The organism is Ectopseudomonas oleovorans (genome assembly GCF_029845265.1).
GTDB lineage: Bacteria > Pseudomonadota > Gammaproteobacteria > Pseudomonadales > Pseudomonadaceae > Aquipseudomonas > Aquipseudomonas oleovorans.
In genome coordinates this window covers 1-21,627 of record NZ_JAOCLK010000046.1, presented here as the reverse complement: position 1 = coordinate 21,627, position 21,627 = coordinate 1, and the positions used below count along the sequence as shown (strand labels likewise).

General features: G+C 59.7%; 20 protein-coding genes. All 20 read left to right on the top strand.

Translation table 11 applies throughout. The annotated features are described in order from the left end of the window. Positions 1-5 precede the first annotated feature (5 nt). The 20 genes from N5J71_RS18810 to N5J71_RS18715 all read left to right on the top strand — a co-directional run bounded on the left by N5J71_RS18810 (position 6) and on the right by N5J71_RS18715 (position 21,454). The gene (locus N5J71_RS18810) at positions 6-794 is read left to right on the top strand and encodes a ParA family protein (protein ID WP_074856684.1); all 789 of its coding nucleotides are present in this window, start codon (positions 6-8) and stop codon (positions 792-794) included. A gap of 11 nt (positions 795-805) precedes the next feature. Beyond that, on the top strand, positions 806-1,675 hold the full coding sequence (locus tag N5J71_RS18805; RefSeq protein WP_003465100.1) for a ParB/RepB/Spo0J family partition protein: 870 nt from the start codon (positions 806-808) through the stop codon (positions 1,673-1,675). Between the two features lie 130 nt (positions 1,676-1,805). Then, the gene (locus N5J71_RS18800) at positions 1,806-2,195 is read left to right on the top strand and encodes a F0F1 ATP synthase subunit I (protein WP_084341357.1); all 390 of its coding nucleotides are present in this window, start codon (positions 1,806-1,808) and stop codon (positions 2,193-2,195) included. Positions 2,196-2,219: 24 nt separating this feature from the next. After that, positions 2,220-3,038, top strand: a complete 819-nt coding sequence (gene atpB / locus N5J71_RS18795) for a F0F1 ATP synthase subunit A (RefSeq protein ID WP_084341358.1) — start codon at positions 2,220-2,222, stop codon at positions 3,036-3,038. A 66-nt stretch (positions 3,039-3,104) separates the two neighbouring features. Further along, complete coding sequence (atpE, locus tag N5J71_RS18790) at positions 3,105-3,332, top strand: F0F1 ATP synthase subunit C (RefSeq protein ID WP_003241387.1); 228 nt, start codon at positions 3,105-3,107, stop codon at positions 3,330-3,332. Positions 3,333-3,417: 85 nt separating this feature from the next. Next, positions 3,418-3,888, top strand: a complete 471-nt coding sequence (locus N5J71_RS18785) for a F0F1 ATP synthase subunit B (protein WP_257598368.1) — start codon at positions 3,418-3,420, stop codon at positions 3,886-3,888. Positions 3,889-3,900: 12 nt separating this feature from the next. Beyond that, on the top strand, positions 3,901-4,437 hold the full coding sequence (locus tag N5J71_RS18780; protein WP_003465094.1) for a F0F1 ATP synthase subunit delta: 537 nt from the start codon (positions 3,901-3,903) through the stop codon (positions 4,435-4,437). A gap of 15 nt (positions 4,438-4,452) precedes the next feature. Then, positions 4,453-5,997: a F0F1 ATP synthase subunit alpha gene (atpA, locus tag N5J71_RS18775; protein WP_279917400.1), complete on the top strand. Its 1,545-nt coding sequence runs from the start codon at positions 4,453-4,455 to the stop codon at positions 5,995-5,997. A gap of 48 nt (positions 5,998-6,045) precedes the next feature. Then, the gene (atpG, locus tag N5J71_RS18770; RefSeq protein WP_003465092.1) at positions 6,046-6,909 is read left to right on the top strand and encodes a F0F1 ATP synthase subunit gamma; all 864 of its coding nucleotides are present in this window, start codon (positions 6,046-6,048) and stop codon (positions 6,907-6,909) included. Between the two features lie 30 nt (positions 6,910-6,939). Continuing rightward, positions 6,940-8,316, top strand: a complete 1,377-nt coding sequence (gene atpD / locus N5J71_RS18765) for a F0F1 ATP synthase subunit beta (protein ID WP_012020331.1) — start codon at positions 6,940-6,942, stop codon at positions 8,314-8,316. A gap of 79 nt (positions 8,317-8,395) precedes the next feature. Further along, entirely contained in the window at positions 8,396-8,830 is a 435-nt protein-coding gene (locus tag N5J71_RS18760) for a F0F1 ATP synthase subunit epsilon (protein WP_003465090.1), read from the top strand. 123 nt (positions 8,831-8,953) lie between these two features. Beyond that, positions 8,954-10,312: a bifunctional UDP-N-acetylglucosamine diphosphorylase/glucosamine-1-phosphate N-acetyltransferase GlmU gene (gene glmU / locus N5J71_RS18755; protein ID WP_116620539.1), complete on the top strand. Its 1,359-nt coding sequence runs from the start codon at positions 8,954-8,956 to the stop codon at positions 10,310-10,312. A gap of 56 nt (positions 10,313-10,368) precedes the next feature. Continuing rightward, a complete protein-coding gene (locus N5J71_RS18750) occupies positions 10,369-10,980 on the top strand; it encodes a LysE family transporter (RefSeq protein ID WP_074856671.1) in 612 nt (203 codons plus the stop codon). A 73-nt stretch (positions 10,981-11,053) separates the two neighbouring features. After that, positions 11,054-11,824 carry a DeoR/GlpR family DNA-binding transcription regulator gene (locus N5J71_RS18745; protein WP_279917399.1) on the top strand — a complete coding sequence of 257 codons (771 nt, stop codon included), beginning with the start codon at positions 11,054-11,056 and terminating at the stop codon, positions 11,822-11,824. Positions 11,825-11,834: 10 nt separating this feature from the next. Next, positions 11,835-13,685, top strand: coding sequence for a glutamine--fructose-6-phosphate transaminase (isomerizing) (gene glmS, locus N5J71_RS18740; protein WP_279917398.1), 1,851 nt, complete (start codon positions 11,835-11,837; stop codon positions 13,683-13,685). Positions 13,686-13,830: 145 nt separating this feature from the next. After that, complete coding sequence (locus N5J71_RS18735) at positions 13,831-14,658, top strand: TnsA endonuclease N-terminal domain-containing protein (protein ID WP_279917397.1); 828 nt, start codon at positions 13,831-13,833, stop codon at positions 14,656-14,658. Positions 14,659-14,671: 13 nt separating this feature from the next. After that, the gene (locus N5J71_RS18730; RefSeq protein WP_341795227.1) at positions 14,672-16,732 is read left to right on the top strand and encodes a TnsB C-terminal domain-containing protein; all 2,061 of its coding nucleotides are present in this window, start codon (positions 14,672-14,674) and stop codon (positions 16,730-16,732) included. Continuing rightward, on the top strand, positions 16,725-18,335 hold the full coding sequence (locus N5J71_RS18725) for an ATP-binding protein (protein ID WP_045633445.1): 1,611 nt from the start codon (positions 16,725-16,727) through the stop codon (positions 18,333-18,335). Before N5J71_RS18730 ends, N5J71_RS18725 begins: the two co-directional genes overlap by 8 nt. A gap of 1 nt (position 18,336) precedes the next feature. Then, on the top strand, positions 18,337-19,839 hold the full coding sequence (locus tag N5J71_RS18720) for a TnsD family Tn7-like transposition protein (protein WP_279917395.1): 1,503 nt from the start codon (positions 18,337-18,339) through the stop codon (positions 19,837-19,839). After that, positions 19,832-21,454 (top strand): Tn7-like element transposition protein TnsE, encoded by a 1,623-nt coding sequence (locus tag N5J71_RS18715; protein ID WP_341795226.1) that lies wholly within the window; start codon positions 19,832-19,834, stop codon positions 21,452-21,454. Before N5J71_RS18720 ends, N5J71_RS18715 begins: the two co-directional genes overlap by 8 nt. The last annotated feature ends 173 nt before the right edge of the window (positions 21,455-21,627 follow it).

The following is a 21,627-nucleotide window of genomic DNA, read 5'->3' as shown; positions in this document are numbered from 1 at the left end:
AGAAGATGGCCAAGGTATTCGCGATCGCCAATCAGAAAGGCGGCGTGGGCAAAACCACGACGTGCATCAACCTGGCTGCTTCACTGGTAGCGACCAAGCGCCGCGTGCTGCTGATCGACCTCGACCCGCAGGGCAATGCGACCATGGGCAGCGGCATCGACAAGCACGCCCTCGAGCACTCGATCTACGACGTGCTGATCGGCGAATGCGACCTGGGCCAGGCCATGCAGTTTTCCGAACACGGTGGCTACCAGTTGCTGCCGGCCAACCGCGATCTGACCGCTGCGGAAGTGGCATTGCTGGAAATGAAGATGAAGGAAAGCCGCCTGCGTTATGCTCTGGCGCCGATCCGCGAGAACTACGATTACATCCTCATCGACTGCCCGCCGTCGCTGAACATGCTGACCATCAACGCCCTAGTCGCCGCCGATGGCGTGATCATCCCCATGCAGTGCGAGTATTACGCGCTCGAGGGCTTGTCCGATCTGGTCAACAGCATCCAGCGCATCGCCCAACTGCTCAATCCCAAGCTGCAGATCGAAGGTCTGCTGCGCACCATGTACGACCCGCGTATCAGCCTGACCAACGACGTCACCGCTCAGCTCAAGGAACACTTCGGCGACAAGCTGTATGACGCCGTGATTCCGCGCAATGTGCGCCTGGCCGAGGCGCCGAGCTTCGGCATGCCGGCGCTGGTCTACGACAAACAATCCCGTGGTGCCATCGCCTACCTGGCCTTGGCCGGCGAGCTGGTGCGCCGTCAGCGCGCCGCCGCGAAAACCGCTACCGCTTAAGGAACATCCGCATGGCTGCGAAGAAACGAGGTCTGGGTCGAGGTCTGGACGCCCTGCTTGGCGGCAACACCGTCAGCGCATTGCAGGAAGAAGCCGCCCAGGTCGATACCCGTGAGCTGCAATACGTGCCGCTGGAGTTGATCCAGCGCGGCAAGTACCAGCCGCGTCGCGACATGGACCAGACTGCGCTGGAAGAACTCGCCGCCTCCATCCGCGCCCAGGGCGTGATGCAACCCATCGTGCTGCGTCCCATCGGTAACGGCCGTTTCGAGATTGTTGCCGGTGAACGCCGTTGGCGCGCCAGCCAACTGGCTGGTCAGGACAAGATCCCGGCCATGGTCCGGGATCTGCCGGATGAAGCCGCCATCGCCATGGCGCTGATTGAGAACATCCAGCGCGAAGACCTCAACCCCATCGAGGAAGCCGTGGCCCTGCAGCGCCTGCAGCAGGAATTCGAGCTGACCCAGCAGCAGGTCGCCGATGCCGTCGGCAAATCCCGCGTCACCATCACCAACCTCCTGCGTCTGATCGCCCTGCCCGAAGAGATCAAGACCCTGCTCGCCCATGGCGATCTGGAAATGGGCCATGCGCGTGCGCTGCTCGGTTTGCCCCTGGAACAGCAGGTCGAAGCGGCGCGACACGTTGTCGCACGCGGCCTGACCGTTCGTCAGACCGAGGCGCTGGTGCGCCAGTGGCTGAGTGCCAAACCGGCCCCGGTTAAAGCCAAGGCCGATCCGGACATCAGCCGCCTGGAACAGAAGCTCGCAGAGCGTCTGGGCTCGCCGGTACAGATCAAGCACGGCAGCAAGGGCAAAGGACAACTGGTGATCCGTTACAGTTCACTCGACGAATTGCAGGGCGTACTGGCGCACATTCGTTGAAACAATTCAGCCTATAGTCCAGGTCCACTGCTACTGCAGCACGGTTGATCAGGCGTAGGCAGGCCCATATACTCCCCGCGCTATTTTGTCGGCTATGAGCCGAGATTCGGTGGCTTTTAGGGAGAGGTCGATGGGCATCCCGAGTAAGGCCCCGTTTCATCGTCAGCCAGGTTTTCCGATCCTGATTTTTCAGGCCATCGTGACGGCTGCAATTGCAGTGGTTTTTGCCATCAGTGGCGGATGGGTTGCGGCCTATTCGGCATTGTTGGGTGGGCTGATCGCCCTGTTGGCCAACGCGTATTTTGCATTCAAGGCCTTTCGTTATTTTGGCGCGCGTTCGGCCCGAGCCATCGTCCAGTCGATCTGGGCCGGGGCCATGGGTAAATGGATTATCACGGCAGTGCTGTTTGCACTGGCGTTCGTAGGGGTTGAACCACTTGCACCGATGCAGCTGTTCATCGGTTATCTGCTGGCCCTGTTGGCAGCAGCCTGTGCACCCCTGCTCATGAAAGTTTTCTGAAGCATTGGACCGTTTGAGGCGTTTATGGCTGATACCCCAGCAGAATATATCCAGCATCACCTGCAGAACCTGGTCTACGGCGCTCATCCGGACAAGGGCTGGATCATTGCCCAGACCCCGGAAGAAGTGAAAGCCATGGGCTTCTGGGCTGTCCATGTGGACACCCTGGGCTGGTCGCTGTTCATGGGCCTGATCTTCGTCACCCTGTTCCGCATGGCTGCCAAGCGCGCGGTGACCGGTGTACCGACCGGCCTTCAGAACATGGCCGAGATGTGCATCGAATTCGTCGAGGGTATCGTCAAGGATACCTTCCATGGCAAGAACCCGCTGGTTGCGCCGCTGGCCCTGACTATCTTCGTCTGGGTGTTCCTGATGAACAGCCTGAAGTGGATTCCGGTCGACTACATTCCCGGTCTGGCTTCGCTGTTGGGCCTGCCGTACTTCAAGATCGTTCCCACCGCTGACCCCAACGGTACCTTCGGTATCTCCCTGGGCGTGTTCCTGCTGATCATTTTCTACAGCATCAAGGTCAAGGGCATCGGTGGCTTCACCAAGGAACTGTCGTTCACCCCGTTCAATCACTGGGCGCTGATTCCTTTCAACCTGTTCCTGGAAATCATCGGCCTGTTGACCAAGCCGCTGAGCCTGGCCCTGCGTCTGTTCGGCAACATGTATGCCGGTGAAGTGGTGTTTATCCTGATCGCGTTGCTGCCCTTCTACGTTCAGTGGGGTCTCAACGTGCCATGGGCTATCTTCCACATCCTGGTAATCCCGCTGCAGGCGTTCATTTTCATGGTGCTGACCGTGGTGTATCTGAGTGCTGCGCACGAAGATCACCACTGATCGACATCGAAAAACCCGAAAACCCCTAACTCGTAACCTTAACCTCTAAAAACTCTGGAGCTAACTATGGAACTCGTCTACATCGCCGCTGCCATCATGATCGGTCTGGGTGCCCTGGGTACCGGTATCGGCTTCGCCCTGCTGGGCGGCAAGCTGCTGGAATCCACCGCTCGCCAGCCTGAGCTGGGCCCGCAGCTGCAAACCAAGACCTTCCTGATGGCTGGTCTGCTCGACGCCGTTCCGATGATCGGTGTGGGTATCGCGATGTACCTGATCTTCGTTGTCGCGGGTTAAGAGTTCCTGAGTTCGAGGCAGCAGAACACTGCTGCCTCTTCAGGCTTTTCTTCCCTGAACACGAGATAGCACGAGGTAAATCGCTGTGAACATTAACCTGACCCTGTTCGGTCAAACGATTGCCTTCGCTATTTTCGTCTGGTTCTGCATGAAGTTCGTATGGCCGCCGCTGACGCAGGCCATGCAGGAACGCCAGAAGAAAATCGCAGAAGGTCTGGATGCTGCCGGGCGCGCCGAGCGCGATCTGCAGTTGGCCCAGGAACGCGCTGCCCAGATGCTTCGTGAAACCAAAGAGCAAGCTGCCGAGATTCTCGACCGGGCGAACAAGACCGCCAACGCAATCGTCGAAGAAGCCAAGGCTCAGGCCCGCTCCGAAGGTGAAAAGCTGATCGCTGGCGCCAAAGCCGAAATCGATCTGGAAGTGAACCGTGCCAAGGATCAACTGCGTGCACAGGTAGCAGCTCTGGCTGTCATCGGCGCCGAGCAGATCCTGCAGTCCACCGTGGACGGCGCTGTGCACAACGATCTGGTCGCAAAACTGGCCTCTCAACTCTAAGCGAGGCTCGCGATGATCAATACCAACACGCTCGCTCGGCCCTACGCGAAAGCTGCGTTTGAGTTTGCCAGTGCTGCACAGCAGGCCGATGCCTGGCTGAACATGCTGTCGTTGTCGGCAGCTGCCGTTCAGACGCCGGCCGTGGCTCAGCAGTTGGTCAACCCGGCGTTGACCGATGAGCAGAAAGTCAATGTACTGGCGCAGATTTGTGCCGGTCACATCGACGCTTCGTTCAGCAACTTCCTGCGTTCGCTGGGCAGCAACGACCGACTGTCGCTGTTGCCGGTGGTACGCGAACAATTTGCCGTGCTGAAGGCTGAAGCCGAACGCGCCCTCGATGTCGAGGTCGAGTCGGCTTTCGAGCTTAATGCCGAACAATTGCAAACTCTGGCTGCCGCCCTTTCCAAGCGGCTCGATCGCACCGTCCAGCCCAAGCCCGTGGTCAATCCCGCCCTGATCGGCGGCGTTGTCATTCGTGCAGGTGACCTGGTCATCGACGGTTCGGTCCGCGGCAAGCTGAACAAGCTGGCCGAAGCGTTGAAATCCTGATTTGAGGGAACTGGCATGCAGCAACTGAATCCTTCCGAAATTAGCGAAATCATCAAGCAGCGCATTCAGTCGCTTGATGTAACCGCTCAAGCCCGTAATGAAGGCACCATCGTCAGCGTTTCCGACGGTATCGTGCGCATTTACGGCCTCGCCGACGTCATGTACGGCGAGATGATCGAATTCCCTGGTGGCGTCTACGGTATGGCCCTGAACCTGGAGCAAGACTCCGTGGGTGCCGTGGTACTGGGTAGCTACCTGACTCTCGCCGAAGGCATGAGCGCCAAGTGCACCGGCCGCATCCTGGAAGTCCCGGTTGGTCCGGAACTGCTGGGCCGCGTTGTCGACGCACTGGGTAACCCGATCGATGGCAAAGGCCCGATCAATGCCGCCGCTAGCGACGCCGTTGAAAAGGTTGCGCCGGGCGTGATCTGGCGTAAGTCGGTCGACCAGCCGGTGCAGACCGGTTACAAGTCGGTCGATGCCATGATCCCGGTAGGCCGTGGCCAGCGCGAGCTGATCATCGGTGACCGTCAGATCGGTAAGACTGCTCTGGCCGTCGACGCCATCATCAACCAGAAAGACAGCGGCATCCGTTGCGTCTACGTCGCCATTGGTCAGAAGCAATCGACCATCGCCAACGTGGTGCGCAAGCTGGAAGAGGCTGGCGCTCTGGCCAACACCATCGTGGTAGCAGCGTCGGCTTCCGAATCGGCTGCCCTGCAGTTCCTCGCGCCGTACTCCGGTTGCACCATGGGTGAATACTTCCGCGACCGCGGTGAAGATGCTCTGATCGTGTACGACGACCTGTCCAAGCAGGCCGTTGCCTACCGTCAGATCTCCCTGCTGCTGCGCCGTCCGCCAGGCCGTGAAGCCTACCCGGGCGACGTGTTCTATCTCCACAGCCGTCTGCTGGAGCGCGCTTCCCGCGTTTCCGAAGAGTACGTCGAGAAGTTCACCAATGGCGCTGTGAAGGGCAAGACCGGTTCCCTGACTGCTCTGCCGATCATCGAAACCCAGGCCGGTGACGTTTCCGCGTTCGTTCCGACCAACGTGATCTCGATCACCGACGGTCAGATCTTCCTGGAATCGGCCATGTTCAACTCGGGTATCCGTCCGGCCGTCAACGCTGGTATCTCGGTATCCCGTGTCGGTGGCGCGGCTCAGACCAAGATCATCAAGAAGCTCTCCGGTGGTATCCGTACCGCTCTGGCTCAGTACCGTGAACTGGCTGCTTTCGCCCAGTTCGCTTCTGACCTGGACGAAGCCACCCGCAAGCAGCTTGAGCATGGTCAGCGCGTCACCGAGCTGATGAAGCAGAAGCAGTATGCGCCGATGTCCATTGCCGAAATGTCGGTGTCCCTGTACGCAGCCGAGCGTGGCTTCCTGCAGGACGTCGAAGTCGCCAAGGTCATCAGCTTCGAGCAGGCTTTGATCGCCTTCTTCAAGCGTGATTACGCCGACCTGATGGCGAAGATCAACGAGAAAGGTGACTTCAACGACGAGATCGACGCTGGCCTGAAAGCCGGTATCGAGAAGTTCAAGGCCACCCAAACCTGGTAACCGCAGCGGGGGCTTCGGCCCCCGCCTGCTTGAACCAAAAGGTGTGAAATGGCAGGCGCAAAAGAGATTCGCAGCAAGATTGCGAGCATCAAAAGCACGCAAAAGATCACCAGCGCCATGGAAAAAGTGGCGGTCAGCAAAATGCGCAAGGCTCAACAGCGCATGGCTGCCGGTCGCCCCTACGCCGAGCGTATTCGTCAGGTGATTGGTCACCTGGCCAACGCGAACCCGGAATACCGCCACTCGTTTATGGTGGAGCGTGATGTAAAGCGCGTCGGTTATATCGTGGTGACTTCGGATCGTGGTCTGTGCGGTGGCTTGAACATCAACCTGTTCAAGGCGTTGTTGAAAAGCCTGAAGGAATGGCGCGACCAGAAGGTCGAGGCCGATTTCTGCGTGGTAGGCAGCAAGGGCGCGAGCTTCTTCCGCAGCAACGGGGGCAACGTGGTTGCCGCCATTAGCAAGCTGGGTGAAGAACCGTCCATCAACGACCTGATCGGTAGCGTCAAGGTCGTGCTGGATGCCTACGCCGAGGGTCGTATCGACCGCCTGTATCTGGTGTCGAACAAGTTCGTCAACACCATGACGCAGAAGCCGGAAGTGCAGCAGTTGCTGCCGCTGGCCGCCAGCGATGCGCAGGGTGTACAGAAAGGTATGTGGGACTACGTGTACGAGCCGGATGCCCAGCAACTGCTGGATGCCCTGTTGGTACGCTACATCGAGTCGCAGGTCTATCAGTCCGTGGTCGAGAACAGCGCGTGCGAACAGGCTGCGCGGATGATCGCGATGAAGAACGCAACCGACAACGCCGGTGATCTCATCAAAGACCTGCAGCTGGTTTACAACAAGGCGCGTCAGGCAGCGATCACCCAGGAAATTTCGGAAATCGTCGGCGGCGCTGCCGCGGTTTAAGAACGGTTCAAATATTCAGAGGAACCAAAGATGAGTAGCGGACGTATCGTTCAAATCATCGGCGCCGTTATCGACGTGGAATTCCCGCGCGATCAGGTGCCGAACGTATACGAAGCCCTGAAGGTACAGGGCGCTGAAACCACCCTGGAAGTCCAGCAGCAGCTGGGCGACGGCGTGGTACGTACCATTGCCATGGGTTCGACCGAAGGCCTCAAGCGTGGCCTGGACGTCAACAGCACTGGCAAGGCCATCTCCGTACCGGTCGGTAAAGCGACCCTGGGCCGGATCATGGACGTGCTGGGCAACCCGATCGACGAAGCCGGCCCCATCGGTGAAGAAGAGCAGTGGGAAATCCACCGCGCTGCACCGAGCTATGCCGAGCAAGCCGGTGGCAATGACCTGCTGGAAACCGGGATCAAGGTTATTGACCTGGTCTGCCCGTTCGCCAAGGGTGGTAAGGTCGGTCTGTTCGGTGGCGCCGGTGTCGGCAAGACCGTGAACATGATGGAACTGATCCGTAACATCGCCATCGAGCACAGCGGTTATTCCGTGTTCGCCGGTGTAGGTGAGCGTACTCGTGAGGGTAACGACTTCTACCACGAGATGAAGGACTCCAACGTTCTCGACAAGGTAGCCCTGGTCTACGGTCAGATGAACGAGCCACCAGGCAACCGTCTGCGCGTCGCGCTGACCGGTCTGACCATGGCCGAGAAGTTCCGTGACGAAGGCCGTGACGTTCTGCTGTTCGTCGACAACATCTACCGTTACACCCTGGCCGGTACCGAAGTATCCGCACTGCTCGGCCGTATGCCGTCGGCAGTAGGTTACCAGCCGACCCTGGCCGAAGAGATGGGCGTTCTGCAGGAGCGTATTACCTCCACCAAGAAAGGCTCCATTACCTCGATCCAGGCCGTCTACGTACCTGCGGACGACCTGACCGACCCGAGCCCGGCGACCACCTTCGCCCACTTGGACGCCACCGTCGTACTGAGCCGTGACATCGCTTCCCTGGGTATCTACCCGGCCGTTGACCCGCTGGACTCCACCAGCCGTCAGCTGGATCCGAACGTGATCGGCCAGGAGCACTACGAGACCGCTCGTGGCGTTCAGTATGTTCTGCAGCGCTACAAGGAGCTGAAGGACATCATCGCGATCCTGGGTATGGACGAACTGTCCGAAGACGACAAGCTGCTGGTAGCGCGCGCTCGTAAGATCCAGCGCTTCCTGTCCCAGCCGTTCTTCGTGGCTGAGGTCTTCACCGGTGCCCCGGGCAAGTACGTGTCCCTGAAGGACACCATTGCCGGCTTCAGCGGCATTCTCAAAGGCGATTACGACCACCTGCCGGAACAAGCGTTCTACATGGTAGGCGGCATCGACGAAGCCATCGAGAAAGCCAAGAAACTGTAAGTAATGGGTGCGCCCTCCAGAGGGCGTCCGCGCCGGAGCGGGCAGCAGCCCGATCCGGCCTCTCAACCGAGGCATTGTTATGGCTATGTCAGTCCACTGCGATATCGTCAGTGCGGAAGAAGAGCTGTTCTCGGGGCTGGTGGAAATGGTCATCGCCCACGGTCACCTCGGTGACCTGGGTATCCTGCCGGGCCACACCCCGCTGCTGACCGATCTCAAGCCGGGTCCGGTGCGAGTGATCAAGCAGGGTGGCACCGAGGAGGTGTTCTACATCTCCGGTGGCTTCCTGGAGGTTCAGCCGAGCATGGTGAAGGTACTTGCCGACACCGCTGTTCGCGCCGGCGACCTGGATGAAGCCGCCGCCATCGAGGCGCGCAAGGCGGCCGAGAAGGCGCTGAGCGAAAAGGGCACCGAGTTCGACTACGGCAGTGCGGCAGCACGCCTGGCCGAGGCAGCTGCCCAGCTGCGCACCATCGAAGAAATGCGCAAGAAGTTCGGCGGCCGCATCCGCTGATCGCGTATCGCGGTATCACGTAAAGGGGCGACTTAGGTCGCCCCTTTACGTTTCTGGCAAAATAGCGCTTTCTTCGCGCGGCCCTCTGGCCGCGGCCAACTCTTGCCCAGCAAGGAGCTTTCTATGAGTCTGGATATCGTCATTCTTGCCGCTGGCCAGGGCACGCGCATGCGTTCGGCGCTGCCCAAGGTACTGCACCCGGTCGCCGACAAACCCATGCTCGGGCATGTCATCGACACCGCACGCAGCCTGCAGCCGCAGAGCATCCAGGTGGTGATCGGGCATGGCGCCGACACCGTGCGCGAGCGCCTGGCCGCCGATGACCTGAATTTCGTCATCCAGGCCGAGCAGCTGGGTACCGGCCATGCCGTGGCTCAGGCTCTGCCACAGCTCAGCGCCGAGCGCGTGCTGATTCTCTATGGCGACGTGCCGCTAATCGAGCCTGCCACCCTGCAGCGCCTGCTGGCCCTGGTCAGCGATGATCAGTTGGGCCTGCTCACCGTCGAGCTGGCTGACCCGACCGGTTACGGCCGTATCGTCCGTGATGAGGCCGGCGTGGTGCAGGCCATCGTCGAGCACAAGGACGCCAGCGACGCGCAGCGGCAGATCCGCGAAGGCAATACCGGCATCCTCGCCGTACCGGGCAAGCGCCTGGCCGACTGGCTGGGGCGTCTGTCCAACAGCAACGCCCAGGGCGAGTACTACCTGACCGACGTGATCGCCATGGCCGTTGCCGATGGCCTGACCGTGGCCACCGAGCGTGCCGCCGACGAGATGGAAGTGCTGGGTGCCAATGACCGCATTCAGCTCGCGCAGCTCGAATGCCATTACCAGCAGCGGATGGCCCGCCGCCTGATGGCCCAGGGCGTCACCCTGCGCGATCCGCATCGTTTCGATGTGCGTGGCGAAGTCAGCATTGGCCGCGACGTGACCATCGACATCAACGTCATCCTCGAAGGCAAGGTAGTGATCGAGGACGATGTGCAGATCGGCCCCAACTGCGTGATCAAGGACTCGGTGCTGCGCAAGGGCGCCATCGTCAAGGCCAACAGCCACCTGGAAGGTGCCGAGATGGGCGAGGGCGCCGACTGTGGTCCGTTCGCCCGCCTGCGTCCCGGCACCAAACTGGGCGCCAAGGCTCATGTGGGTAACTTCGTCGAGCTGAAGAACGCCGTGCTGGGGCAGGGCGCCAAGGCCGGCCACCTGAGCTATCTGGGCGATGCCGAGATCGGTGCGCGCAGCAATATCGGCGCCGGCACTATCACCTGTAACTACGACGGTGCCAACAAGTTCCGCACCATTATGGGCGAGGACGTATTCATCGGCTCCAACAGTGCCCTTGTGGCGCCTGTCACGCTGGGCGACCGTGCGACCACGGGTGCCGGTTCGGTAGTGACCAGCGATGTGGCGGCCGATATGCTGGCAGTGGGTCGGGCCAAGCAGCGCAATATCGAAGGCTGGAAGCGCCCCACCAAGAAGTGAACCCGATCGGGTCTGGGTGACCGGGCCTGTGGATAACCTGCCGGAGACAGTCCTGTATGCTCGGTGTGACGGATTACGCTGCCTTCGTGGTGGCCTTCATCATTCTTCTGGCCATTCCCGGGCCGGGTAACCTGGCCTTGATTCTCTCCACGGGCAAGGGCGGCATCCGCGGTGGTCTGGCCTCGACTTTCGGCATCATCTTCGGTGATCAGGTGTTGCTGTGGTTGGCGGTAGCCGGTGTCGCCGCGCTACTCAAGGCCTATCCGGCAGCCTTCCATCTGGTGCAATGGCTTGGCGCCGGCTATCTGGTCTACCTCGGCCTGCGCATGATCCTGGCCAAGCCGGGGGCGGCGCCGACACTGGAGATCAAGCCGCGCCAGTACCTCTGGCAAACCCTGGTGATCACGGTCTTCAACCCCAAGGCCATCATTTTCTATATTGCCTTCTTCCCGCTGTTCATCGATCCGCAGCGGCATCAGGGCTTGATTACGTTCGGTTTCATGGCCGTGACCATCATGGCGCTGACCTTTCTCTACGGCTTGCTCGTCGTACTGCTGACGCACTTTCTCGCCGAGCGCATGCGCTCCAACCCGCGTATCGCCCGTGGTCTCGAGAAGCTGGCGGGGCTGTGCCTGGTCGGCTTCGGGGTCAAACTGACATTGAACTGATCGACGGACGCTTGCGGGCTTTTCGATCATATGTTTTGATTCGCGCCATTATCTTTCGAATCGAAACTTAAGCATGTCGAAGCGCAACACGCCGCAACGTCGTCACACCATCCTCGCCTTGCTCGCCGAGCAGGGCGAAGTGAGCGTGGACGCCCTGGCCCAGCACTTCGCCACCAGCGAAGTGACCATTCGCAAGGACCTCGCCGCTCTTGAAAAGAACGGCCTGCTGCTGCGTCGCTACGGCGGCGCGGTGCCGGTGCCGCAGGAGCTGATCAGCGAGCCGACGCAGTTCGTTTCCCCGCACAAACAGGCGATTGCCCGTGCCGGCGTGGCGCGCATCCGCGAGCACGCGCGGATCATCATTGACAGCGGCACCACCACGGCAGCGATGATCCCGCAGCTTGGCTACAAGCCCGGGCTGGTGGTGATGACCAACTCGCTCAATGTGGCCAACGCCCTGCGCGAACTCGAACACGAGCCGGTGCTGCTGATGACCGGCGGTACCTGGGATCCGCACTCGGAATCCTTCCAGGGCCAGGTGGCCGAACAGGTGCTGCGTTCTTACGACTTCGACCAACTGTTCATTGGCGCCGACGGCATCGACCTGGAGCGTGGTACCACCACCTTCAACGAGCTGCTCGGTCTGTCGCGGGTGATGGCCGAGGTGGCTCGCGAAGTCATCGTCATGGTCGAGAGCGACAAGATCGGCCGGCGCATTCCCAATCTGGAACTGCCCTGGAGCAGCCTCCACACCCTGATTACCGACGAGCGCCTGGATACCCAGGCCGCCGAACAGATACGCGCGCGTGGCATCCAGCTGATCCTCGCGCCGCTGGAAAACTAAGGAGAGCCCCATGTGTGGAATCGTAGGCGCCATCGCCGAGCGCAATATCACCCCTGTCCTGGTCGAAGGCCTCAAGCGCCTGGAATACCGCGGTTACGACAGCGCCGGTGTAGCGCTGCTGACCGAGCAGGGTGCACTGGATCGCCGTCGCCGGGTCGGCAAGGTCAGCGAACTGCAGGCTGCGCTGGACGCCGAGCCGCTGGCCGGGCGTCTGGGCATCGCCCACACTCGCTGGGCCACCCACGGTGCGCCGAGCGAGCGTAATGCTCACCCACACTTCTCCGGCCAGGATCTGGCCGTGGTGCACAACGGCATCATCGAGAACCACGAAGCGCTGCGTGAGCGCCTCAAGGGCCTGGGCTATGTCTTCAGCTCCGATACCGACACCGAAACCATCGTCCACCTGCTCGAGCACAAGCTGCAGCAGTTCGGCGACCTTGCGGCCGCGCTCAAGGCTGCAATCCCGGAACTGCACGGCGCATACGGCCTGGCCGTGATCAGTGCCAAACAGCCGGATCGTCTGCTCGCTGCGCGCAGTGGCAGCCCGCTGGTGATCGGTCTCGGTCTGGGGGAAAACTTCCTCGCCTCCGACCAGTTGGCCCTGCGCCAGGTCACTGACCGTTTCATGTACCTGGAAGAAGGCGATATCGCCGAAATCCGCCGCGACGGCGTGCAGATCTGGGACGCGAGTGGCAATCCGGTGCAGCGTGAAGCCGTGCAGTACCACGAAGGTGCCGAAGCCGCCGACAAGGGCGAGTACCGCCACTTCATGCTCAAAGAAATCCACGAGCAACCGAAGGTGGTGCAACGCACCCTGGAAAGCCGTCTGGGCAGCGATCATGTACTGGTGCAGGCCTTCGGCCCGCAGGCGGCCGAGCTGTTTGCCAAGGTCAAGAACGTGCAGATCGTCGCCTGCGGTACCAGCTACCACGCTGGTATGGTCGCCCGTTACTGGTTGGAAGAGCTGGCTGGCATTCCCTGCCAGGTCGAGGTGGCCAGCGAATTCCGTTACCGCAAGGTGGTAGTGCAGCCGGACACCCTGTTCGTCAGCGTCTCGCAGTCCGGCGAAACCGCCGACACCCTCGCCGCACTGCGCAACGCCAAGGAGAAGGTGCCGGGTCAGGGCGGCTACCTGGCCAGCCTGGTGATCTGTAACGTCGGCACCAGCTCGCTGGTACGCGAATCCGACCTGTGCCTGCTGACCCAGGCCGGCCCGGAAATCGGTGTGGCCTCGACCAAGGCCTTCACCACCCAGCTGGTCGGCCTGATGCTGCTGACCTTGGCCCTCGGCCAGGTCCACGGCACCCTGGACAAGGCGCTGGAAGCGCAACTGGTAGACGAACTGCGTCGCCTGCCGACCCGTCTGGGCGAAGCCCTGGCCATGGACAAGACCGTAGAGAAAATCTCCGAACTGTTCGCCGAGAAGCACCACAGCCTGTTCCTCGGCCGTGGCGCGCAGTATCCGGTGGCCATGGAGGGCGCGCTCAAGCTCAAGGAAATCTCCTACATCCACGCCGAGGCCTACCCGGCCGGCGAGCTCAAGCACGGTCCTCTGGCCCTGGTGGATGCCGACATGCCGGTGGTCACAGTCGCGCCGAACAACGAGCTGCTGGAAAAGCTCAAATCCAATCTGCAGGAAGTGCGTGCACGGGGTGGCGAACTGATCGTCTTCGCTGATCAGCAGGCCGGCATGAGCAACGGCGAGGGCACCCACGTGGTGGCCATGCCGCATATCCACGACCTGCTCGCGCCGATCCTCTACACCGTGCCGCTGCAGCTATTGTCGTACTACGTCGCCGTACTCAAGGGCACCGACGTCGACCAGCCGCGTAATCTGGCGAAAAGCGTCACGGTCGAATAAGGCCGCCTGGGAAGAAAAAGCCCGTTGTGGGATGAAAATAAAGTTTCATCCATGAAAATAGAGTGTCATCCATACAAATAAAGTTTCATCCTAATCCAGCATCCGCTATGTTGAGTTTATCGACGCAACGGATGTTGGTTTTCTCATGGCTGGGACATTCAAGGGGCTGAACCAGGCTCAGATCGACAGAAGGCTCAAGGAAGGCCGTGGCCAAGGTCACGGGCCGGACTACAAGCCGTTCATCTACACCAGAGATGTGTCCTCTCTGGGACGTTCTCACCGCCTACCCGGCAGCAAGACCCGTCGGCTGCACCATCTCCTATCCGATCTTGAGCTAGCTATTTTCCTGACTCTGGACTGGTCTTTCCACGTCACCGACATTCGGGAACAGTTTCCAATGCGGGTCGATGACACCGTGCGGATCGCCGAGGAGTTTGGCCTTCCGCATGGCCACTACCAGAGCACCCCGCAGGTGCTGACTAGCGACTTCCTGGTGGACTTTGACGACCCGAAACGGCCTACCGTTGCGATACAGGCCAAGTACAGTGCAGACCTGCAGAGGCCAGAAGTAATTGAAAGACTAGAGCTCGAAAGACGCTACTGGCAGGAGAAAGGCATTCCCTGGGTCATCGTCACGGAGCGCGAGGTATCCAGGGAGGCATTTTCCAATATCCAATGGCTCTATCCCGCCCAGGCTGAAGACGACATATCCCTGGACGACCTCGCACACTATCGGGAGCTGTTCCTGCACGAATTTCAGCGTCATCCCGACTGGAAGCTGATAGCTATTGCCCAGGGACTAGATGCCTCCGGTCAACTTGAGTCCGGCCAGGCGCTGTATTGGCTGCGGCAATTGCTGGCTAGGCACTGTTTCCTGTTCGACATCGGCAAGCCCTATCGGGAGCTGAAACCGAAAGATCTGGCTGGTAACCCTAACCAGACGTTGCAGGGGTTGAACCATGTTGCCCGTTAATCAGGTTTTCCGGATGGGAGAGCTGCGCAAGCGCTTGCTCTGGTCTGGCACCGAGCAGGCGGTCTGGATCGACATCGATTCGGACACGGCGCTACCCGAGCCAATACAGGTTGCAGAGCTGGAACAGCTGCTCATTGGTAGGGAGTTGGAGTGCATTGACGACCCGTTCGAGGATACCGTCCTGCGGGAAGTAGAAGACGGCTCACTTGACCAGCAGAAGCGCGATGAACTCTGGGAAATGCTGGCGGAGGTCGTCCAAGATCCAGAGTTATTCGTGCGCCGATCCAGAGGGCAAATCGTTATAGGCATTATGGAACGGCATGGTGTTACCAAGCAGACTGTATATAGGTTGTTGAGACGTTTCTGGCAGCGGGGGATGTGCAGGAACGCCTTGTTGCCGGACTACGTCAATTCGGGTGCTCGAGGTCAGCGGCGAAAGCCGAGCCAGGCCAAGCTAGGCAGACCAAGGGTGGTGAGAGAGGGGCGGGGAAGCAACGTCACACCAGACATGGAGCGTATTTTTCGCCGGGTTATCGAGCTGCGCTTGCTTAAGGAAAAGCATCCACCCATTCCAGATGCCTATGCTTCAGGATTGAACCTGCTTCGTGCAGCGCTACCGAAACTATCGGCCACAGAGCTGCCGACCTTGGAGCAATTCCGTTACTTCTACAGACGCGAATACCACTTCACCGAAACATTGCCGCACAGGATGTCCGCAGTGGATTTCGCCAAGGACATTCGCCCAATCAGCAGCACCTCGACGGCCGAAACACTTGGTCCCGGATACCGTTACCAGATCGACGCTACTATTGCCGACATCTATCTGGTTTCAGAGCATGACCGTAGCCTCACTGTCGGCAGGCCCGTTGTGTATATGGTGATCGACGTGTTCAGCCGCATGGTCGTTGGCATGTATGTCGGATTCGAAGGCCCCTCCTGGGTCAGTGCCATGGTGGCATTGGCCAATACGGTCGCCGACAAGGTTGAGTATTGCCGTCAGTATGGCGTGGAGATCGATGCCAGCGACTGGCCGGTCAAAGGCTTGCCGGATGTGGTGCTGGCTGATAAGGGCGAACTGAATGGCACCAAGGTGGAAGCATTTTCCCAAGCCTTCGGCGTTCGCATCGAGAATGCACCGGCCAGGCGAGGAGATGCCAAGGGGATCGTCGAACGTTATTTCCGGACGGTGCAAGAGCGTTTCAAGCCCTATGCCAGCGGTGTGGTCGAGCACACCACCAGCCGGAAGCGGGGTGGCCACGACTACAGGCTTGATGCCAGTCTGACCTTGCCCGAGTTCACCCAGATCATCATTGCCGGCATCCTCTACCACAACAACTTTCACACCTTGAGCAAATACGACAGGACCTCTGGTATGCCGGGCGATCTGCCAGCCATCCCAGTCATGCTATGGAACTGGGGCTTGGCCAACCTGACCGGCCGGTTACGTACTGCGCCCGAGGAGCTGGTGCGGATCAATCTTTTGCCCCATGAGTCGGCCACGGTTTCGGAGCTGGGAATCAGGCTGTTCGGCTGCTTCTACACCTGCCAGGAAGCAATCAGGGAGGGTTGGTTTCACCGAGGTCAGGGGCGCCGGCCGACAGGGGTAACGGTCGCATACGATCCGCGTAGCGCCGACCACATCTACCTGCGGCCATCCAATAGTCTCAAGGACTACTGGGTTTGCGATCTTGCCGACCGCAGTCGACGCTTCAGGGGGATGACCTTCTGGGATGTCTGGATGCTGTCCAGAGAGGAACGGCGTAGCGATACCAACGCGGCGGCGGAAGCTTTGGTAGAGAGAGGCAATCTTCTGAAGCAGATCGAGTCCATCGTTGCCCAGGCAGAGGATGCCAGTCCGGTCAAAACGGGTATGACCACGAAGGATCTGGGAACCCAGATCCGCGAGAACAAGCAGCAGGAAAAGCGCCAGGAACGCCAGAAAACAGCATTCAAACTGGAGAAATCACAGCAGAAAAAGCCAGCCGAGGTGATCCCACTGCGGGGCGAGAAGCAGGAAGATTATGCCTTCCCAGATCTCAGTGACCTGATATTCAAGGAGGAAGAGGATGACTGAAGAATTCCAGCGCGGAGTCATTCCCCTGGCGCGTTACCAGGAGCAGCAGCTTCCTGAGTATCAGGACAATCCGCTCATCAGCGCATTGCCTCCGATTCCTGATCTGCAGGAGGTGGTCGGTCTATTGCAGCAGCTTCCCGGTTTCGAGCCGCAGGAGGCGCTTCTGGATGGTCGGCTCAGGGCACATGCAATTGCCCGCCTGTTGCACGGCTTCTTCCAGCCGCTGAGCCATCACTTGGAGCTGGAGAGCAAGATCAGCCTGATGATCCGTCAAGGGTACATCGGTCGGAATCCGGCCAGTGGTGCCTGGTATGCGCACCTGCAGAATGGCTATCGCCGTGTCGAAGAGGAGGATCTGGATGCGGCGGTGTACCAGAGTGTCTCCTCTACGGCCAACAGCCTGTCGCTGTTCGGCTGCTCCGGTTGCGGCAAGACGCGCACGCTGGAGCGGATTCTGAGCATGTACCCCCAAGCCCTCCATCACCCTGATTACAACATCACTCAACTGGTCTATCTGAAGGTCGACTGCCCAATTGACGGTGACTTGGATGAGCTGTGCCTGAGCTTCTTCAACGAAGTAGACAAGATCCTGGGTACCTACTACAGCCGTAGCCACGGACGCAAGAAGCTGGGTACCAAACGTCTGCTGGCATCCATGTGCCAGGTAGCCAATCTGCACGCGCTCGGAGTGCTGATCATCGACGAGGTTCAGAACCTCAACGAGGCACGCTCCGGTGGTGCCGAAAAAATGCATAATTTCTTCGTGTCGCTGGTAAACACCATCGGTGTTCCGATCATTCAGGTCGGCACCCACCGGGCCAGCAAGTTCTTCCAGCGCACGTTCCGGGCTGCTCGGCGGGTCTCCGGGTTGGGCAGCATCCGCTGGGATAGGTTGCCTCGGGACGAGCATTGGAAGCGTCTGTTGAAGCGGCTCTGGAAGTATCAGTGGCTGCGAAATGCGGCGCCGCTGGATGATGAACTGGAGGCTACGATGTACGACCTCACCCAAGGGGTCATGGACATCGTCATCAAGCTGTTCGCGCTGGCGCAGATCCGGGCGATAGTGACAGGTGTCGAGTGCATCAAGCCGCTGTTGCTGCGCAGGGTTTTCGAGGACGAGTTCAAACCGGTCCATCCGATGCTAGCGGCCTTGCGGAGCGGTAGGCCCGAGCTGATCGCCAAATATGACGACCTGCTGATGCCAGAGATCGAGGGACGGTTGCTGACCCTGACTCGCTCTCTGGATAGCGTCCCCCAACCTAAACCGCCGGCCCCTCCGGCAGATGACAAGGCAAAGCGGCTGGCCGCCCTGCTCGAAGGTATGGAAATCCCGAGGGACATCGCCATTCCCATGGCCGATGAATTGTTGGCGGAGAATCCGGACATCCCGCTGGCGGCCCTGATTCACAAGGCCACGGCCTACCTCGCGCAGGACGCTCCCAAGAGGCCCGGCATTTCCAGAGTTAAGCGGACGGAGTGGGGGTGCCTATCCGAGGAGGATCTGCGCCGACGTTATGCCGATGGGCCTGAAAGCGAGGCCTATGACAGATTCAAGCAGGCTGGCTTGATCCTCGATCTGCGGCCTCTGCTGAGAGCGAGCTGAAATGTACTTCCCCAGGCTCTACCCGGACGAACTGCTTTACAGCGGTATTGCCCGGTGCCGGGTACATCTGGGGATAGGCAACCACAAGACCTTGCTGCACATGCTTTTCGGTGACAGCAAGGTTGCCGCGATTACCGATCTGCCTACACACCTTACTGCGTTGGCGAACAACACGGGCTTAGATGCGGAAGGCATGATCCTGAATCACACGCTGTTCCCGCTCTATGCCCCTTTCATTCCGCCGGAGCGCCGTACCGATCTTTTTCAGGCCATGCTTGCTCCCGACCGGCCGACGATTGGTCTGTCTGGGGCCTCGACGGCCTTGGTCAAGTGGCCCGATTGGCTGCGTTACTGCCCGATCTGCTTTGAAGATATGGCTGCGCGCTACGGTGAACCCTACTGGCGGCGTAGCTGGCAGATTCAAGGGATAGATGCCTGTCCCGAGCATGGCTGTCAGCTCCTGAACTCACCTATCCCGTTCCGTCGAGCGCAGCGGCACGAGTTTCATCCAGCCTCTCCACTGTTTCTGCCCCTTGATCTTCGCGTGAGTCCCGTGGGCGAAGAGGCTATCAGGCTCGCCAAGGCTGCTATGCAGCTGCTGGCGCTCGAAGAGGTGCAATCGCCTGGCTACGGACGCTGGACCAACCTGTACCGGTACCTGGCTACAGAGTGCGGCGCCAGGCGCGGCCGGCAGGTCAGGGCTGAAGTCATCTGGGAGAAGATCCTGGCATCCCATCGCAGGGATTGGCTTGCTGCGAACGGTCTGCTGACATCCGGGGAGCCTCCGCCCTGGCTGTTGGCGATGTTCAGGAAGCATCGTAAGGGATTCAGTGCGCTGCAGCATCTGATTGTCTGGACCAGTCTGCGCCCCGGCCAGCATGCTGGCGAGCTGATCAGCGAGGCGAAGACTCGCCAGGTCGACCTTGCCTCCGACCGGTCAGTGCAGCTGCTTCCCGCTGAGTTTGAACAAAAGCAGCAATACCGAGCCGTTTGGCTGCAAGCACTGGCTAATCACGGTGGCGCCAAGGCTGCCAGGCATAACGGAGGAGAGGCATGTTACGCCTGGCTCTATCGTCATGACCGAAGCTGGCTGATGGCTGCAAATCAGGCCAGACCGCGCCGACAGGGCAACAACAGCCATGTTGACTGGCAAGCGCGGGACAGAAAGCTGGTACGCCTGCTGATCCGAATTGGCAGAGACAGCGAAGAAGACCGGAGCCTTCCGCGCAGGAGTCGCAACTGGTTCCTGCAGCAGCTACCCCATCGGGCATCAGTCGAGCACCGTCTCGATCAACTGCCTTTATGCCGCACCTTCTTGGATCGCTATGCCGAGTCCGTCGGCGAGTATCAGATCCGTCGTCTGACTGCAGCGATGCTGGAGGATGTACAGACCGGTATAAAGTCCAGACGCTGGGAGCTGGAAAGGCGTTGTGGATTGGAAAAAAGCAGGATGGCACCACTGACCACTGCGCTCATTCGATTGATAGGAAGATGGATTGAATAGGACAGTATTTCGTCAGATCCCGAACGGATCCAGGTTGCTGGCCGTTGGAAATTTTTTCAGGGCTCCGACTCCGGCAGCCGAGTGGCGCTTGGCGGCTCTCTTTGAGCGTAACGGTAAGTTGCAGTTGCAGCGGTTCGCACAGGAGATGTCGTGTGTCTTAGCCGTTGGTCGCGAGTTTCTTGGCGAAGAAGGGGCTCCTTATCGTCCCAGTGGTTTCAAGAAGACGGTGGTGCTTCCTGCAATAGATACCTGGCGGGAACGGCAGTTGGGTGAGTGCCCACGTCTGGCCAGAAGGCTTGCTGCAAATCCTGAGATATCTGGACAGCGATGCTTTGTGTTCGAGGTCGATGGTCTGACCGTCTGGCTGCCGAAATTCGAGCTGGCGCGAAAAATGTTCTTCCACGCTGCCTTCATCGTCCGTGCAGCCTTCGCACCGAATGGCTTGGACATGGCCTTCACGGTCTACAGAGAGGGCGATGTTGTTCATATCCATACGCCCCCGAAGACAGGTGCGCCAAGTCAGCTTCTCAAAATCAAGGGATACAGAGACCATTTCAGTTGGCTGCTGCTGAATCAGGACGTGAAGCGATCCTTCGAGTCAATCTGGCAAAGCCTCAACCAAAGGCAAGAGCGGGTACCGCAAGGTTCGGCGTATGCAAGGTGGCAGTTCGACTTCATGGCACCCCCTTCCCTCGCGGGTAGCACCATGGATGTGCGAGGCCCCTTTGATCCGGAAAGCAACGAATTGCTGGTCTGGGAGATCGAAAAGCTCCAGGGGCTCCGGTTTAGCCATCGCGGTGATATTTTTTTCCACCATCCTGCTCTCAAGTTACCCGTCAGGGGAGATAGCACAGGCTGTGTATCCGTGCCATCGGGAGCCAAGGAGTTGGAGGTGGATACTGACGAAGAGCCGACTGCTGCCAAGGAGCAGAGGTTGATTCACCTGCCCGTTGAGGGAGTCACGTTTGATGCTCAGCTGCGCACCAAGATCGCCTACAACGGGGAGCGTGCCAACGCTCATGGCAAGAAGGTCGACGACGAGCAATGCCCGAGCAGAGAAAGCCAACTCTTCGGTGTGGCTGATCCTGTGAGCGAGGGCAGCATAGCGTCAGGAGAATTCCAACAATTGGGTGAGGGAGAGGGTGATGGGGACGAGCATGAACGGCTTGCAGATCGTTTCTCGCTGCTCCGAGAGATTCTTGAACAAATCACCCAAGAGTCTGGAGTTGCGCTGGTAGCACTGGAGGTGAGGCCTCTGCCGCCCGTTCCACGTTGCAGCTACCACATGATCGATCACGAAAAATCACGCTGCTATCTGCTGGCAAGGTTCAAACTACAAAACGGCGATCAACGCTACCTTCTAGAAATAGATACCTCAGACAACCGGAAGACCATGTCAACGCGGATCATGGGCTTCAAAGCCGGTGTTGAGGCAGGAAAATGCATAGACAGAATCTTGAGGGAGACAGTGAAAGGCTCGTTGCGCTGGCCAGGCACCATGGCGAAGTACTGTGAGCCTTTGCACTCTGTGCATCACCCGAAAGAAGGTCCGCCTGATGCCTATCAGGCCAGAGTATCTGGCTGGAAGCAGCGGATACGCGCGGCCCTGATCTGATGGCAAAATGATTCACAGGTTGGCTGCTAATGAGGTTGGGCTGAGGCCATGATCGGAGTGGGCAAGCCAAGGATGCATGCCAGGCGCGGTCGAGTTCGGTATTCTCTGTGTCTTTGGTCACGGGCAGGACGCAGCATGGCGTGCTCTGAAAGCAACCGCTTGGGCGTCAACCG

Excerpts from the sequence above, each read along its gene's own strand:
- atpA (WP_279917400.1), top strand. The coding sequence starts at position 4,453 with ATGCAGCAACTGAATCCTTCCGAAATTAGCGAAATCATCAAGCAGCGC.
- N5J71_RS18800 (WP_084341357.1), top strand. The coding sequence starts at position 1,806 with ATGGGCATCCCGAGTAAGGCCCCGTTTCATCGTCAGCCAGGTTTTCCG.
- atpG (WP_003465092.1), top strand. The coding sequence starts at position 6,046 with ATGGCAGGCGCAAAAGAGATTCGCAGCAAGATTGCGAGCATCAAAAGC.
- atpB (WP_084341358.1), top strand. The coding sequence starts at position 2,220 with ATGGCTGATACCCCAGCAGAATATATCCAGCATCACCTGCAGAACCTG.
- N5J71_RS18810 (WP_074856684.1), top strand. The coding sequence starts at position 6 with ATGGCCAAGGTATTCGCGATCGCCAATCAGAAAGGCGGCGTGGGCAAA.
- N5J71_RS18760 (WP_003465090.1), top strand. The coding sequence starts at position 8,396 with ATGGCTATGTCAGTCCACTGCGATATCGTCAGTGCGGAAGAAGAGCTG.
- N5J71_RS18805 (WP_003465100.1), top strand. The coding sequence starts at position 806 with ATGGCTGCGAAGAAACGAGGTCTGGGTCGAGGTCTGGACGCCCTGCTT.
- N5J71_RS18720 (WP_279917395.1), top strand. The coding sequence starts at position 18,337 with ATGTACTTCCCCAGGCTCTACCCGGACGAACTGCTTTACAGCGGTATT.
- N5J71_RS18780 (WP_003465094.1), top strand. The coding sequence starts at position 3,901 with ATGATCAATACCAACACGCTCGCTCGGCCCTACGCGAAAGCTGCGTTT.
- N5J71_RS18745 (WP_279917399.1), top strand. The coding sequence starts at position 11,054 with ATGTCGAAGCGCAACACGCCGCAACGTCGTCACACCATCCTCGCCTTG.
- N5J71_RS18725 (WP_045633445.1), top strand. The coding sequence starts at position 16,725 with ATGACTGAAGAATTCCAGCGCGGAGTCATTCCCCTGGCGCGTTACCAG.
- N5J71_RS18750 (WP_074856671.1), top strand. The coding sequence starts at position 10,369 with ATGCTCGGTGTGACGGATTACGCTGCCTTCGTGGTGGCCTTCATCATT.
- glmU (WP_116620539.1), top strand. The coding sequence starts at position 8,954 with ATGAGTCTGGATATCGTCATTCTTGCCGCTGGCCAGGGCACGCGCATG.
- N5J71_RS18730 (WP_341795227.1), top strand. The coding sequence starts at position 14,672 with ATGGGAGAGCTGCGCAAGCGCTTGCTCTGGTCTGGCACCGAGCAGGCG.
- atpE (WP_003241387.1), top strand. The coding sequence starts at position 3,105 with ATGGAACTCGTCTACATCGCCGCTGCCATCATGATCGGTCTGGGTGCC.
- atpD (WP_012020331.1), top strand. The coding sequence starts at position 6,940 with ATGAGTAGCGGACGTATCGTTCAAATCATCGGCGCCGTTATCGACGTG.
- N5J71_RS18735 (WP_279917397.1), top strand. The coding sequence starts at position 13,831 with ATGGCTGGGACATTCAAGGGGCTGAACCAGGCTCAGATCGACAGAAGG.
- glmS (WP_279917398.1), top strand. The coding sequence starts at position 11,835 with ATGTGTGGAATCGTAGGCGCCATCGCCGAGCGCAATATCACCCCTGTC.